Here is a 13,778-nt window from a genome sequence, read left to right on the forward strand (position 1 = left end):
CCTGTGGCACGGCTGATGCTGAGTGCATTGTGTATCCCACTACGGAATCGACTTCATGGCTGGCAACATCGTGCTTTCCGTCCGCGAGCTGAGCAAGCAGTACAACCTTGGGCAGATCAGCACGGGAACGTTGGTGCATGACGTGAATCGATGGATGCACCGCCTGCTTGGCCACCCTGACCCCTATGAGAAGGTGGGTGGACATACACAAACACGGGGAGATGGTCGTACGGGCAAAGTGCAAGCACTGCAGGACGTGTCCTTTGATGTCGCGCGTGGAGATGTGGTGGGCATCATCGGGGGGAATGGCGCTGGCAAGAGCACCCTTCTGAAAATCCTCTCCCGCGTCACTGCTCCCAGCTCGGGGAAAGCCAATGTCAAAGGCCGCATCGCCTCCCTTCTCGAAGTGGGCACTGGGTTTCACCCGGAACTAACCGGGGAGGAGAATATCTTTCTCAACGGCGCAATGATGGGCATGACCACCAGGGAGACACGAGGAAGACTCGATGAGATTGTGGCATTTTCCGGCATTGAGCCCTTTCTCCGCACACCGGTAAAGCGCTACTCCAGCGGTATGTATGTGAAACTGGCCTTCGCCGTGGCAGCACATCTGGATGCGGATATCCTGATCGTCGACGAAGTCCTGGCAGTAGGAGATGCAGAGTTCCAGAAGAAGTGCCTGGGCAAAATGCAATCCGTTGCCGAACATGGGCGGACCGTTTTGTTTGTGACGCACGGCATGGACTCCGTGAGACGACTGTGCAATCGAGCCATCTGGTTTGAGAAAGGCCGGGTATTGCAGGACTCCACAGACGCAACCGCCGTGGTACAGGAATACCTCCGCAAAAGCATCTGCTCCACTGGGGAAACCGAATGGCTATCGCAAGAACCACGCGATGAACGCGCTCTCTTGCAGCCCCGACGTCTGGCGCTCACCGCAGATGACGGCTCTCTATTGAGGCTGCCTGTGCCCAATACACAACCGGTTAACATTCAGATCGAATGCCAGTCCTGCGCTCCGGAGAGCATTTCCCATTTGGGCGTGGTTGTTTCTACGGAAGATGGCACGGTGGTGTTTCAATCCTTTTTTGGCGATACGGCACCTGATACCTGGCCGCGCTTAGATAATGAATTAAAGCTCATAATGAGGCTGCCACCTCGCTATTTAAATGCGGGTCGTTATACTGTAGAACTTGCCTCAGGCACACCGCTCGAGTGGATCCACAAGCCGGGCTTCGGAAACCCGTCGGTCAACCTGGAGATACAAGGCGGACTCAGTGATTCACCACGCTGGCGCGGGCGCAGGCCCGGGGTCATGGCGCCCATCTTTCAGTGGCATAGCCAATCCGAACACGCTCCTCCCCCAACCCCCAGCTGAACAGGCTCTCTCTGTTCCCCCCATTGGCTCATGGTTCAAACCCGCAAAAACCTCCTCTTCAGTACCACTCGCCAATGGAACCCTGGCGATGAGATCATCCTATTGGGTATTTTGAATCTGTTCCGCTCAATCGGCGCGGACTTCAATCCGATCATCTTCAACCGCCACCCGGACATTACCCCTCCGAACGCATGGCAAAACCCGCTGCGCAACCTCAAGCAAACTTCCGGAAAGCTCCTGGACATGCTCGTCCCCTGGCTGCGCGTGGGGCATCACGATAACTCCTGGAAGTTCGATATGGATCCGGAACTCTGCGATCTCTTTGTGTTCGCAGGAACCCCGGAATGGACTGGAAGGCGCCTGACGAAAATATACGAGATGCTGGATCGTCACTCCATTCCAACAGCTTACATCGGAATAGGAAGCGGCGCCCCGAGGACCATCGACTCGTTGCAGCCGGTGTGCGCCCGCGTGGCAAGCCGGGCCATTGCGATGACGGCGCGAGATTCCTTCACCCAGCAACTCTTCTCATCCTTCGGCTCCGTGCAACTCCCCTGCCCGTCCCTCTTTGCCGCGAAGCCCGGCGAGGAACGCACCATCACCGGCATGAAACGCATCTGCCTGATTCATGGTTCCGATCAGGGCTTGAAGTGGCAGCGGATCTCCCCCCGCGCCGCCAAGTTCATCAACCATCTCTACAAGGGGATCATTGAGGAATTCAGCGCGCATTGCGAGGTGGAAATCATGTGCCACTACATCGACGAGCTGCCGGAAGCTCAGCGTCTGTTTCCGGAATGCGCGGTGCGTTATGACTATGATGCAGCACGCTACCTGGACCTGTACCGCTCGTATGATCTAGTGATTGGTCCCCGCGTGCATGGAATCGGCGCAGCCGCCAGCGTGGGCGTACCCGGCATTTTGATTGCTCACGATGGCCGCGCAGACACCGTGCAGGGATTCCAGGCCCATGTTCTGACGTCATCGAATGACCTCAGCCGTGTGAAAGAGGCCATCGATGAAATCACTGCGACAGCCGCTGGTCTCCTCGATCGCGCCTCCAAACTCCGTCGTCACAAAGCCGACTCCTGGGCGCACTATCGGGATTTCCTTGCGCCAAAGATTGCGCCCTACGTGGGCCGCCTCAGTGCTCCCAGCGCCATGCCATCACGCGTGGCTGCTTGATCACGTGCCAGACTCTGGCACGTTCCGTTTTCTCCGACCCTGAATGTCCGATCTGTCCACTACCCCGCCGTCCGTACAGGCATCCGCTGACGAAGAAGATTGGGATCTCGAAATCCGCCCGCGATCGGGCTGGTTTGAACTGCACCTGGAGGACCTGTGGCGCTACCGCGACCTGGTACGGATGTTTGTTCGCCGCGACTTTGTAGCGCAGTACAAGCAGACGATCCTGGGACCGCTGTGGTTCCTCATCCAGCCGCTGCTCACCACGCTGACCTTCACCGTCATCTTCAGCGGTGTGGCGCAGTTGTCGACGGACGGGCTGCCGCCGCTCCTCTTCTACCTCGCCGGCACCACGCCGTGGAACTACTTCTCCACCTGCGTGACGAAGACCTCCACCACCTTCACCGCCAATGCCAATATCTTTGGCAAGGTGTACTTCCCGCGGCTGGTCACACCACTCTCCATCGTCATCTCCACACTCATCCAGTTCGGCATCCAGTTCGCGCTGCTGCTGGGCATGCTGTTCTGGTATTTGGCCAAGGGCACTCCCCTGCACCCGAACTGGCTCGCCATCGTGGGCATGACCCCGCTGCTTATCTTGCTGATGGCCAGCCTCGGTCTCGGATTTGGCATCATCGTTTCATCGCTCACGACCAAGTATCGCGACCTTTCCTTCCTCGTCACGTTCGGCATCCAGCTCGCCATGTATGCCACGCCCGTGGTGTATCCGCTTTCGAGCGTGAGTGAGAAGTACCGCGCGTGGCTTGAGCTCAATCCCATGACCTCCATCGTGGAAGCCTTCCGCGCCGTGTATCTGGGTGCAGGTACCTTCTCGTGGCCGGCGCTTGGCTACAGCACCATCTTCACCGTCATTACCCTCGCTCTCGGCGTCCTGATCTTCAATCGCGTGGAGAAGACCTTCATGGACACGGTGTAGTGCCCTCCGCGTATCAGCGGACGGTGCAAATTTCATTCCTTTCGATCCCGACCCTCTGGTGAGCTCTCTCCCACCGGTCATCAAAAACATCCTGCGGCCAGCATGGCGTACCATGCGACGCTGCCTTTCAACGCTCAAGAAGCGTGAGCCGAAGCGTGTCGCCTGGATCGACGATCTGAAACGAATGGCCCAAGGCAGGAACCTAAACCTTCTCTTTGATGTGGGGGCCAACAATGGACTGACCACCAGTGTGTTTGTGGAGAATTTCCCCGGCGCCAGTGTGCGTGCCTTCGAACCCATTCCCGAGGTGGCGGACGCTGCGAGGAAACGACATGAGGGCAATCCACACGTCACGGTGGAATGCCTCGCGCTCGACCAATCCTCCGGCAAGCGTGTGTTCCACGTCAATTCCTTCAGCGAGACCTCGTCATTCCTGGATTCCAGCGCGGACCTGAAAGAGCGCACCTATCTAAATACCTGCCGGGAAATAGAAGTGACCGCGTCATCCATGGATGACTATTGCGCCAGCAAAAGCATCACCACGATCGACCTCCTCAAACTCGACGTGCAGGGATGTGAGCTCGCGGTGCTGAAGGGAAGCCCGAAGATGCTGCCTCACGTGGGCGCAGTGTTCGCGGAAGTGCTGTTCCTGAAATATTACGAGGGACAGTGCAGCTTCTCCGAAGTGGATGACCTGCTCCGCCAGCATGGCTTCTGGCTCTATCGATTCTATGAGTCCGCGCATGCCGACGATGGCCGACTGCTGCAGTCCAACGGTCTCTGGTTGAACAACGCCCTTTTCCCCCACGCTGGTCGTCCGCTGGACGGCTGGGAGAAACAACTGAATTCGAGAGTGTCTGGCGCCAGCCAACCGGCCAGATAACGTCGTGCCCCAAGTTTCATTGTGAGTCGTCCCGTTATTCGAGTAGAGCGCCTGTCCAAGTGTTACAGGCTCGGAGAAGTCAGCACCGGCACTCTGGTGCATGATGCCAACCGCTGGTGGCACCGGGTTCGAGGAAAGCCGGATCCCTATACCAAGATCGGGAGCCAAAATCACAACAAGACCGCCATCACGGACATCGATCTCTGGGCGCTGAATGATGTGAACTTCGAGGTCAAGCAAGGCGAGATCGTCGGCATCCTGGGGCGCAATGGCGCGGGCAAAAGCACCTTGCTCAAGATTCTCTCGCGCATCACCACCCCCACTGAGGGTGTCGCCAAGGTCAGAGGCCGCCTCGCCAGCCTGCTGGAAGTCGGCACCGGCTTTCACCCGGAACTGACCGGAAGGGAGAACATCTTCCTGAATGGAGCCATACTCGGCATGACGCACGCCGAGGTGGCTGCGAAGTTCGATGAGATCGCGGCCTTCGCCGGAGTGGAGAAGTTCCTCGATACCCCGGTCAAGCGGTACAGCTCCGGCATGTACGTGCGGCTGGCCTTCTCAGTAGCCGCCCACCTTGAACCGGATGTGCTCGTAGTGGATGAAGTGCTGGCCGTAGGTGACGCGGACTTCCAGAAGCGCTGTATCGACCGCATGGATGCCGTCGCAAAGACAGGGCGCACGGTGCTCTTCGTAAGCCACAACCTCGGAGCGGTGGAGGCCCTGTGCAATACGGTGATCCGCTTGTCCGGTGGGAAGCTCGCGGCTCACAGCCATGATGTCTCTGGGGAAATCTCACGCTATCTTGCCGCGAGCGACAGGGATAGTGGCACGAACCTTCCCCTGGCCTTTTCTCACGAGATCACCCTCACGAAGTTCGAGGCAGCACCCAGCCAGGTGCGCCAGGGGAAGTCGGTGAAGATTGACGTGACGCTGGAATCCAATCGCGCGACCCGGCTCACGGATTGCGCGCTGATCATCCTGGATCTCAAAGGCACACGCATCGCCGTGGTGGATCCGCGTATGGATGGAACCATTCCCACGAAGCTCTCCGAGGGCAGTTACCACCTCACCTTTGACATCAAGTCCGTCCCCCTCGTGCCGGGGACCTACAAGGTCGGGCTCTATGTCGTGGCAGACATGACACGGCATAGCGTCATGGGTCTGGTGGAAGTCACCGTGCTCGAAGACTCCGTCAGCAACTTCGTCCCCTACCCCGTGGAACACCGCGGCCTGGTGAACCTGGACTTCGAAGTCCACCAGGGTCAATAGCCCGCGCCTCAAGCCTCATGCAACGAATCAAGGATTACATCGCCATCCTTCGCCTCCGGGTGAAAGGATACTTCCCCTACTTTGGAGCGAAGATATTCAGCCCTCCGAGCAGCATTCTCTTCCGGCGCGTCCGGAGGGAGGGCGTGTTTGAGCGCGTTGTGGCGCAGCGCATGCAGCACTTGGCAAAGTCGGACACCTGGTTCTTCGACATCGGAGCGAATCTCGGGCTCATGTCCGTGCCCGTGCTGGCAAACAATCCCAAAGTGAAGGCGGTTTCCATCGAGCCTTCGCCGAACTCATTTCCGTACCTGAGCAAAACCCGCGAGGCCTCGGCTTTCCGGGACAGATGGAATGTGGTGTCGAAGGCCGTGAGCAATACCAAGGGCAAGGTGGACTTCGTCCTCGCCGATTCCGGCAACAGCGCCTTCGAAGGCATGAAGAACACCGGCCGGGTGGACATGAGCCGTACCATCTCCGTCGAGACGAGCCCGCTCGACGATATCTGGGCGGAGTTTGGACGTCCCGATGTGTCTCTCATCAAGATCGATGTGGAGGGCGCTGAATGCCTGGTGCTCCAGGGTGCTGAGGCACTGCTCAAGCAATGCCGCCCGACGATCATCCTGGAGTGGACCCCGGCAAACCTGGGCGCCTATGGCGTGGCCGTCGAGGACCTGCTGACCTTTGCCTCCGAACGCGGCTATCGCGTGTTCGACCTCGATAACATCCTGCCCATTCAGGAGGCTGAACACCTGCGCATGCTCTGCCAACTCAGGCAGGAAAACTTCATTCTTGTCCCCCTCGATCTCCCATCTCGATAAGACCCACAACCCACACCATGAAATCTCTCTTCTTGAAAGTAGCGAAGCGCGTGGCGCCCAAGTTTGGCCTGCGGGTCACGGAGTCCTCCGATCCGAGGAACTTTTTCCACGCGTTTTTCTATCTGCGTCATACCGGATGCCGCCTTGAGCACCTGGCGAGTCTGCGGTTGCCCGTTCGTGGGCAGCGCGTGCTGGAAGTCGGCGCCGGCATTGGAGATCACTCGCGCTACTACCGCGATCGCGGCTGCCAGATTACGATCACGGAGCCGCGCGAAGACAATCTTGCCCTCCTGCGATACCGCTTCCCTGACGCAGACATTCGCAAGCACGACCTCGAAGCCCCAGGACCGGAACTGGACAATGAAACCTTCGACATCACCCACTGCTACGGAACCCTGTATCACCTGGGAAATCCCGAGGCCACGCTTGAGTATCTGGCCAAGCTGACGCGCGGCATGCTCCTTCTGGAAACCTGCGTTTCGTTCGGCGACAAACTGGAGATCAACCTCGTTCCCGAAAACCTTGCAGACCCCACGCAGGCGACGTCGGGATCCGGCTGCAGGCCGACGCGGCCCTGGCTCTTTGAGCAACTGAAGAAGTCCTTCCCCTACGTGTACGTGCCGGTGACCCAGCCGAATCATCCGGAGTTTCCCACGGACTGGACCCGTCCGGAGTTGCACACGGCGCCGCTCACCCGCGCCATCTTCATTGCCTCAAGAACTCCGCTGACGAATGACCAGCTCACGACCAGCCTGCCCCCGGTGCAAGAGAAGCATCCCTGATAAGAGCCGCACCGGCGAAAGGTAACTGCTCATGGTCGAGTCTCCCGTAATGCCGGGTCTTCACACAACTTCGGTCACCAACTCGAAGCATCCGTCCACCACGCCGCGGATCTCTGTGATCCTGCCGACGCGCAATGCACGGAGCTTTCTCAGCGAGCGGATTCAAAGCATCCTCAAGCAAACGGTCACTGACTGGGAGCTTGTTGCCTGTGACAGTCACTCGGAAGACGGGACCTGGGAGTATCTCGAATCCTTTGCCGGCGATTCACGAGTGCACCTTCATCGGATACCGGTGGAGGGTTTGTATGCGGGCTGGAATGATTGTCTCAAGCGCGCCACTGGCGAGTACATCTACATCGCCACGGCGGACGACACCATGGATGCGGATTGCCTTGAAAAGCTTTCGCGCGCCCTGGATGAGAATCCCAATGCGGACCTCGCACTCTGCCCCGTCGGTTGGATTGACGAGGAGGGCAATGCCATTTCGGGAAGCCAGCGGGAGATACACCGGTTTCTCGATGCCCACCTGAGCGAAGGCCGGACCCGGATTTCGAAGGAATCGATGTTCCTCATGCTGGCCAGCTTTTCCTGGGGCGTGGGGAGTGTGACGGGCCTGCTGTTCCGCCGCAGTCTATTGAAACGCACGGGCATGTTTCCGACCGACCTGGCATTCCTCGGAGATGCCGAGTGGTCTTTGAGAGCGAGTCTGGCCACGGACGTCATCTGGGTCGGGAATACCAAAGCCACCTGGCGCGTGCACCCCACCCAGGCGTCCAAGAAATTCTCCCTGCAAGAAGCGTGGCACTTCAGGGAAGCGCTGAGAAGGGTACTGGATGACCCAAAATCCCCCATCCCTGTCAGTTGGAAAGAAGTGCATGATTGGCGAAAGCTATTGCTTCGTCCGCGCACCTTGCAGGCGGAAATGTGCACCAACCTGACACGGGCAAACATCATCAATCATCGAAAGCGTGCACTCCAGTGGTGCATCGATGCCTGGCGGGTCTCGCCCGGCATTCTCTTCCGCCGCATGGTCACGGGCTTCGGCATTGGCTCGGACTGGTCTCGCCCAGCCTCATCCATCTTTGAGGAATGGCTGGGCATCTTCAATCCTTCATGGCCTCCCGTGCGCCTGCATACGGACAGAGTCCCGACGCATGCTGCACGCAGAACCATCAACGCTCCTTCGCAAACAAAAGCGGAAGTGGCAACGAACAGCGCGGAAGACCAAGCTTCTCCTTCCGGATCCAGTGTCCGGAAAGCCACGCACTTGCTGCTGATATCCACCGACTTCCAGGATGGAGGGGGAGGGCATCTGTGTCTGCTGCGTCACGCCAAACGATTGAATGCCTCAGGCATTCCCACCAGCCTCCTGACGCAGGAACTGCATCGCGAGCGCGTGAAGCACAAGTTCTTTGGGAAGTCCGACTTCGATGCCGTGTACCTGATCCCGCGGCGCAGATGGTTCTGGCCTCCGATGTTCTACCGGCTCCCGTGGACCATCGCGCTCAGGAGATTTCTCATCGTCCTGGACGGCGTCATGACCATCCTCCGCGCCAGGCCAAATGGCATCCTCATGGCCTTCAATGGGAGTAGCCTCTCACTCTGGTCCCGGCTGGCAAACAAGCTGCGCATCCCCACGGGCGTCATCGTCTACGATCTTCGTGAGTTGTGGGCCGAGTCCCCTCAAGAACGAAGGAAGATGCAGGCGGATACGCGTGGCACGCTGAAGCGTGCTTCCGTGCTGTGGTTTGTTTGCGAAGAACTGCAGGAGGAATACCTGCGACGCGTGCCCGATCTTGACCCTGCTCTCTGCCGCATCCTGCCCCCCATTCCGGGCCGCATCCAGGTGCCACCACCCCAGTGGCGGGAGGAGTTTAGCGAAAGCACGACCATCACCTTCGCCGGTGGTCTGAAGTCCTCGAACCACGATGTCTTCCGCGCCCTGATGTCCGAAATGCGAGAGTCCAATGGTCGTCTCGTGATCATCACTCAAGAGAAGAGACTCGCATCGCTGGAGCAGGAACTGGGCGACTATCGCGACGTATTGGAGTTGCGCGCCATCCCGGAAAATCCTCCGGATGGCATCAAGTGGGCCGCAGCAAACTCCACCTGCCTGCTCGTACATTACAGTTTTGATACCGCAGCGGAGGAGCTTTCCCTGACAAGCTTCCCCAGCAAGCTGCTGGAGTACTCTCACCTCGGTCTGCCCATCCTGATTGCCGCGCCTGCGAATACAACGGTGGGCAAGTGGGCGCAGAGAGTCGACTGGCCGCTGTGGCTTGACTCCCTGGAGCCCGCGAAGATACAGGACGCGCTGGAGCGTCTGAAGCACGAGGACTTCTGGCACTTCTGTGTCCACAAGAGTCGTGAATATGCCGAGGGCGATTTCTGTCCGGATGTGATTCACGAAAACTTCACGGCGGACATCTGTGAAATGTTGGGCAAGCCTGCAGGTTCTCTTGGGCGCAGTGCCTGAGCTACTGCGGGATATCGAGTAAGAGTACTCCGTCAACGATGGGTCACTTCCGATTGCTGCTCGCCCTCCTGGTGGTGGTGGCACACACCATACCTCCCGGTACGCTTACCGTGATTCATGGTGAGGTGGCGGTGAGACTCTTCTTCGCGGTGTCAGGCTTCTACATGGCCATGATCCTGGCGGAAAAATATCGTGCCGGTCACCCTGGCCGCCTGTGGCTCTTCTATTCCAACCGCGCACTGCGCATCCTTCCGCAGCTGTGGATGGCGATCCTGGCGGAAGTGGCCCTCGCCTTTATCCTTCTCGGGTTTGGTTCCCTTCCCGAGGGTCACTGGCTGACGGATCTCCGCAGACTATTTCATGAGGGGCATCTGGGCCTGCTGACGGCATACATCACTGCGCAGCTTTCCGGATTCGGAGTGGACTGCTTCTTTCTCTTCTCCCTCTCTCCGGATCTCATCCCCTCACTCTATGCCGGCAAGATGGAGGGATTCATTCGCGGCTGGAGGCCGCTGCCCCTGGCGCATGCATGGAGCATCTCATGCGAGTTGTGCTTTTACGTCGCGGCTCCGTTTCTGACTCGCTTGCGCAGTTGGGGTCTTGCTCTTGTCATCCTCGGAAGCGCACTGCTTCTCATGGCACTGCCCAGGCTGACGTCCCCTTCCTTCGCCTCGGTCGCGGGTAGTTTTTGGTTTCCGATGCAATTCGGCTACTTCGTCCTCGGGATTCTTTCTTACCGCGTGTACGATAAGGTAAGGACGTTTACTCCTTCGACTGGTCTGAACGGGGTACGCATTGGCATTGTTGCCGCTCTTGGGCTGTCGATGGTGTTCTATACTCCGCTGGCAGCTTTGAGCCATACGCTGAGCCAAATATTGCTTTACGGACTCGCAGCACTTGCGATTCCCGTTCTTTTTCAATGGAGCGTACGGTCGAAATGGGACCGCTCCGTGGGAGAGTTGTCATACCCCGTATATTTGGTGCACATTACGGTCAAAACGGCGCTGCTTGCTCCCTGGATCAACGCCCTCTTTGGCGGCGCGTTTCAAAACCCTTTCGTTTACATGCTGACCACCATGACCATTTCATGCGGACTGAGCTGGGTCATGCTTCGTCTCATTGATCTCCCCATCAATCAATGGCGACAATCCCGGGTGCTCAAGGCCTATGCCCGGCGGAGCGGCTAGGGATTCATTGCCAAGTCCTACCCACCACTTGCACCAACACACAACATCACAACCACAGATGCTGACCAACCCGGTCAGGTTGTGTTTCCGTTCCAAACGCCTGCCCGCGCTGGCAAAGTTCTACCAGTACGTCTACCATCGCAGGCGCCGTTCCCATCTTGGCATTGCAATGGACTTTGTTCTGCGCCGGGTTTATGCGGCGACGCTAGCGATGCATCGTCGTCCGGCGCTTGGATCGTTCGACTACCTGCCCGGCGACAAGTCGATTGAGATACAATTCGATGCGAGGAACACCCAGTTCCACGCCATCTACCTGCCGAAGTTCGCCGAAGGCTACGAACCGGAAACCTCAGTGCTGCTGGATGCCTTTCTTCAAGACACCGGTGTCTTGTGGGACATTGGCAGCAACTGGGGATACTTCCCGCTGTATGCCTGCGCACGACCCGAGTTCACTGGCGAAGTGCAGGCGTTCGAGCCCACGCCTGCAACGTTCCGCGACCTGGCATCCGTGGTGGAACAAGCAGGTCTGAGCAAACGTGTGCATTGTCACCAAGTCGCCCTCGGTGATGTGAATGGCACCTCGTGTATGGCGGTACCGGATGGTATTCACAGCGGACTGGCGTCACTCGATGACAGTGCTTCAGGCGAACGCGTGAAGGTGATGACCGCGGATTCGATGGACCTGCCAGATCCAACGGTCATCAAACTCGATGTGGAAGGTCATGAGGCCGCTGTATTGAAGGGAGCACAAGAAGTGCTCAAGCGCGCGAAGCCCGTGGTCATCATGGAAAGCTGGTCGGCAAATTCGGTGGAGAGTCTCGAGCCTCTTCGTTTGCTTGAGGGGCTGGGCTATCAACTTTATCTGCCGGCATGGGCCTTTGAGAAAGATGGAGTGAGATGCCTGATGCAGACCTCCAAGCTTCCTTCCGACTACCAGAGACTGGGACTTGTCCTTGTGCCCATGCCCTCCGAGGAGCGAAACCTGAGGCGCGAGTACGCCAATCTGCTCGCCCTTCCCGCTTCGTATGAAACCGTGACGTCACGTGGTGCGCGGTTGCCAGAAGAGCATTTGGTGGGATGACCCTGCTTTCAAAAATCCGCACGCTCACCCGGCGCCGGCGTACTGAACTAAGCTGGGCGCTGCGTCTGAAGATGCCCCCCTGGCGGCGCGCCTCTTTGGACGTCTGGTCCGTGGCGGGTGGTCTCGGTGACGAGTTGATGGCGCTCTCTGTAGTTCAGGCTGCGGCGCGCAAAGCACCCTCGTGCAAGATCACTTTTCATGCGCGGCACACGTCCGTCATGCCGGCTTCCACGGAGGGCCTGACGATTGTGCCGTACCAAAAGGAGGGCGTGCTTCCAGGGGGCATCGGGCTGATGTATCTGCAGCGTCACCGGTTTTCCATCATCGAACAGATGGCCTTGCAGCTGGGCCTGCGGGTGAGCGAGCATACGACCACGCTACCCCGCCGACCTCCGGAGGAGTTGCCTTCATCGTTTCCGAAAGACACGCCAGCAGTCGTGATCCAGACGGTGGCAAGCGCGTGGACTCCGAACAAGCAGTGGCCCAAGGAGCACTGGAAGCAAATGATTGAGCTGCTGGATCCGGGCGTGGCAGTGGTGGAGGTCGGCACTGAGACCGTGTTTGACCAGCCGCCTGTGCATCCTCGTTTCCAATCGCTCGTGGGAAAGACCACCATGCCCCAATTCGCCGCCTGCATTCAGGAGGCTGCGGTGTTTGTCGGACCTCCGTCTGGTGGCATGCACGTGGCTCATGCCTACAAGGTGCCATCGGTCGTCATCATCGGCGGCTATGAAGGGACCTATCCCTATCCTCTTGCCCGGCAGTTTGATTCGACCGTCCCGTGTGCCCCATGCTGGCTGCGAGTCGACTGCCCGTATGACAAGAAGTGCCTCCGGCAAATCACCCCGGCCATGGTTCGGGACGCCATCAAGCAGACTCTAGAAACCGCCTCATGATCCGTTTCCTGCGACAACCCATCGAACTCAAGCGCGCACTCGGGACCATCTGGGCGTTCCCCTTCCCTGCCGAACTCCGCCGCGAGATGTGCAAGGAGTACGTGCATCTGTTCACGTTGGGCTGGGTGGACAAGTCTCGCAAGACGGCTCGTCTGGCAGGCAAAGAAGTCAGCTACTGCACCGTGGAGACGCTGAAGTATCTGTTCTATGAGATCTTCATGCGCCAGAGCTACTACTTCAAAGCGCATCGTGAAGATCCCGTCATTCTCGACTGCGGCAGCAACATCGGGATGTCCGTCCTCTACTTCAAGTCGCTCTATCCGAAGGCACGCATCACCGCCTTCGAACCCCAGCCCACCGCCTTCCACTGCCTGCAGGAAACCATCCAGCGCAACCAGCTCGCGGATGTGACCGCCCATGCCAAGGCCCTGGCCAATGAAACGGGAGAGATCGCCTTCTACACCAAGGATGAAAGCCCCGGCTCGCTCCTCGCCAGCCGCATGAAGGAGCGCACCTCCGAGCGCTGCCAGATGGTGTCGGCAACAAAGCTCTCGGAGTATATCACCGGTCCGGTGGACTTCATGAAGCTCGACATCGAAGGAGGCGAGCAGGACGTGCTCATCGATCTCGTGGAGTCTGGAAAGATCCAGTTCATCGAGCAGATGGCGATTGAGTATCACCATCACATCATTCCTGAACAGGACACGCTCACCTCCTTTTTGAGCCTGCTGGAATCCTCGGGATTCGGCTATCAAATCGAAGGGAAGCTGCAGCGACCCTTCCGCCGGGGCCATTTCCAGGATGTCTGCATCTATGCCTACCGAAAGGGCGAGGCCCGTACGGCCTGAGAGTAGAAATGCACCGCTGTCTGCCAACTGTGCCGTCATAC

The 13,778-nt window shown here is 58.5% G+C and carries 12 protein-coding genes; all 12 read left to right on the forward strand.

Annotation, left to right across the window (positions count from 1 at the left end; genetic code table 11):
• Nucleotides 1-55 precede the first annotated feature (55 nt).
• The 12 genes from G5S37_RS20940 (at nt 56) to G5S37_RS20995 (ending at nt 13,737) form a co-directional block, all read left to right on the forward strand.
• Nucleotides 56-1,378, forward strand: a complete 1,323-nt coding sequence (locus tag G5S37_RS20940) for an ABC transporter ATP-binding protein (protein WP_165206390.1) — start codon at nt 56-58, stop codon at nt 1,376-1,378.
• Nucleotides 1,379-1,408: 30 nt separating this feature from the next.
• Nucleotides 1,409-2,560: a polysaccharide pyruvyl transferase family protein gene (locus G5S37_RS20945; RefSeq protein WP_276616974.1), complete on the forward strand. Its 1,152-nt coding sequence runs from the start codon at nt 1,409-1,411 to the stop codon at nt 2,558-2,560.
• Nucleotides 2,561-2,603: 43 nt separating this feature from the next.
• Nucleotides 2,604-3,497: an ABC transporter permease gene (locus G5S37_RS20950; protein ID WP_165206392.1), complete on the forward strand. Its 894-nt coding sequence runs from the start codon at nt 2,604-2,606 to the stop codon at nt 3,495-3,497.
• Nucleotides 3,498-3,609: 112 nt separating this feature from the next.
• Nucleotides 3,610-4,380: an FkbM family methyltransferase gene (locus G5S37_RS20955; protein ID WP_165206393.1), complete on the forward strand. Its 771-nt coding sequence runs from the start codon at nt 3,610-3,612 to the stop codon at nt 4,378-4,380.
• Nucleotides 4,381-4,401: 21 nt separating this feature from the next.
• On the forward strand, nt 4,402-5,649 hold the full coding sequence (locus G5S37_RS20960) for a polysaccharide ABC transporter ATP-binding protein (protein ID WP_165206394.1): 1,248 nt from the start codon (nt 4,402-4,404) through the stop codon (nt 5,647-5,649).
• Between the two features lie 17 nt (nt 5,650-5,666).
• Nucleotides 5,667-6,467, forward strand: a complete 801-nt coding sequence (locus tag G5S37_RS20965) for an FkbM family methyltransferase (protein ID WP_165206395.1) — start codon at nt 5,667-5,669, stop codon at nt 6,465-6,467.
• Nucleotides 6,468-6,484: 17 nt separating this feature from the next.
• Nucleotides 6,485-7,249, forward strand: coding sequence for a methyltransferase domain-containing protein (locus G5S37_RS20970; protein WP_165206396.1), 765 nt, complete (start codon nt 6,485-6,487; stop codon nt 7,247-7,249).
• 31 nt (nt 7,250-7,280) lie between these two features.
• Nucleotides 7,281-9,725 carry a glycosyltransferase gene (locus G5S37_RS20975; protein ID WP_165206397.1) on the forward strand — a complete coding sequence of 815 codons (2,445 nt, stop codon included), beginning with the start codon at nt 7,281-7,283 and terminating at the stop codon, nt 9,723-9,725.
• A gap of 38 nt (nt 9,726-9,763) precedes the next feature.
• Entirely contained in the window at nt 9,764-10,912 is a 1,149-nt protein-coding gene (locus G5S37_RS20980) for an acyltransferase (protein ID WP_343229870.1), read from the forward strand.
• A gap of 58 nt (nt 10,913-10,970) precedes the next feature.
• Entirely contained in the window at nt 10,971-11,993 is a 1,023-nt protein-coding gene (locus G5S37_RS20985) for an FkbM family methyltransferase (RefSeq protein ID WP_165206399.1), read from the forward strand.
• The gene (locus tag G5S37_RS20990; protein ID WP_165206400.1) at nt 11,990-12,889 is read left to right on the forward strand and encodes a glycosyltransferase family 9 protein; all 900 of its coding nucleotides are present in this window, start codon (nt 11,990-11,992) and stop codon (nt 12,887-12,889) included. The genes G5S37_RS20985 and G5S37_RS20990 overlap by 4 nt, the downstream gene beginning before the upstream one ends.
• Nucleotides 12,886-13,737 carry an FkbM family methyltransferase gene (locus G5S37_RS20995; protein WP_165206401.1) on the forward strand — a complete coding sequence of 284 codons (852 nt, stop codon included), beginning with the start codon at nt 12,886-12,888 and terminating at the stop codon, nt 13,735-13,737. The genes G5S37_RS20990 and G5S37_RS20995 overlap by 4 nt, the downstream gene beginning before the upstream one ends.
• Nucleotides 13,738-13,778: the final 41 nt, after the last annotated feature.

It is taken from the genome of Roseimicrobium sp. ORNL1 (assembly GCF_011044495.1).
Classification (GTDB): domain Bacteria; phylum Verrucomicrobiota; class Verrucomicrobiia; order Verrucomicrobiales; family Verrucomicrobiaceae; genus Roseimicrobium.

Bases quoted from the DNA above. Each gene is read 5' to 3' on its own strand.
- G5S37_RS20940 (WP_165206390.1), top strand. From the start codon at position 56: ATGGCTGGCAACATCGTGCTTTCCGTCCGCGAGCTGAGCAAGCAGTAC.
- G5S37_RS20945 (WP_276616974.1), top strand. From the start codon at position 1,409: ATGGTTCAAACCCGCAAAAACCTCCTCTTCAGTACCACTCGCCAATGG.
- G5S37_RS20950 (WP_165206392.1), top strand. From the start codon at position 2,604: ATGTCCGATCTGTCCACTACCCCGCCGTCCGTACAGGCATCCGCTGAC.
- G5S37_RS20955 (WP_165206393.1), top strand. From the start codon at position 3,610: ATGCGACGCTGCCTTTCAACGCTCAAGAAGCGTGAGCCGAAGCGTGTC.
- G5S37_RS20965 (WP_165206395.1), top strand. From the start codon at position 5,667: ATGCAACGAATCAAGGATTACATCGCCATCCTTCGCCTCCGGGTGAAA.
- G5S37_RS20970 (WP_165206396.1), top strand. From the start codon at position 6,485: ATGAAATCTCTCTTCTTGAAAGTAGCGAAGCGCGTGGCGCCCAAGTTT.
- G5S37_RS20975 (WP_165206397.1), top strand. From the start codon at position 7,281: ATGGTCGAGTCTCCCGTAATGCCGGGTCTTCACACAACTTCGGTCACC.
- G5S37_RS20980 (WP_343229870.1), top strand. From the start codon at position 9,764: ATGGGTCACTTCCGATTGCTGCTCGCCCTCCTGGTGGTGGTGGCACAC.
- G5S37_RS20985 (WP_165206399.1), top strand. From the start codon at position 10,971: ATGCTGACCAACCCGGTCAGGTTGTGTTTCCGTTCCAAACGCCTGCCC.
- G5S37_RS20990 (WP_165206400.1), top strand. From the start codon at position 11,990: ATGACCCTGCTTTCAAAAATCCGCACGCTCACCCGGCGCCGGCGTACT.
- G5S37_RS20995 (WP_165206401.1), top strand. From the start codon at position 12,886: ATGATCCGTTTCCTGCGACAACCCATCGAACTCAAGCGCGCACTCGGG.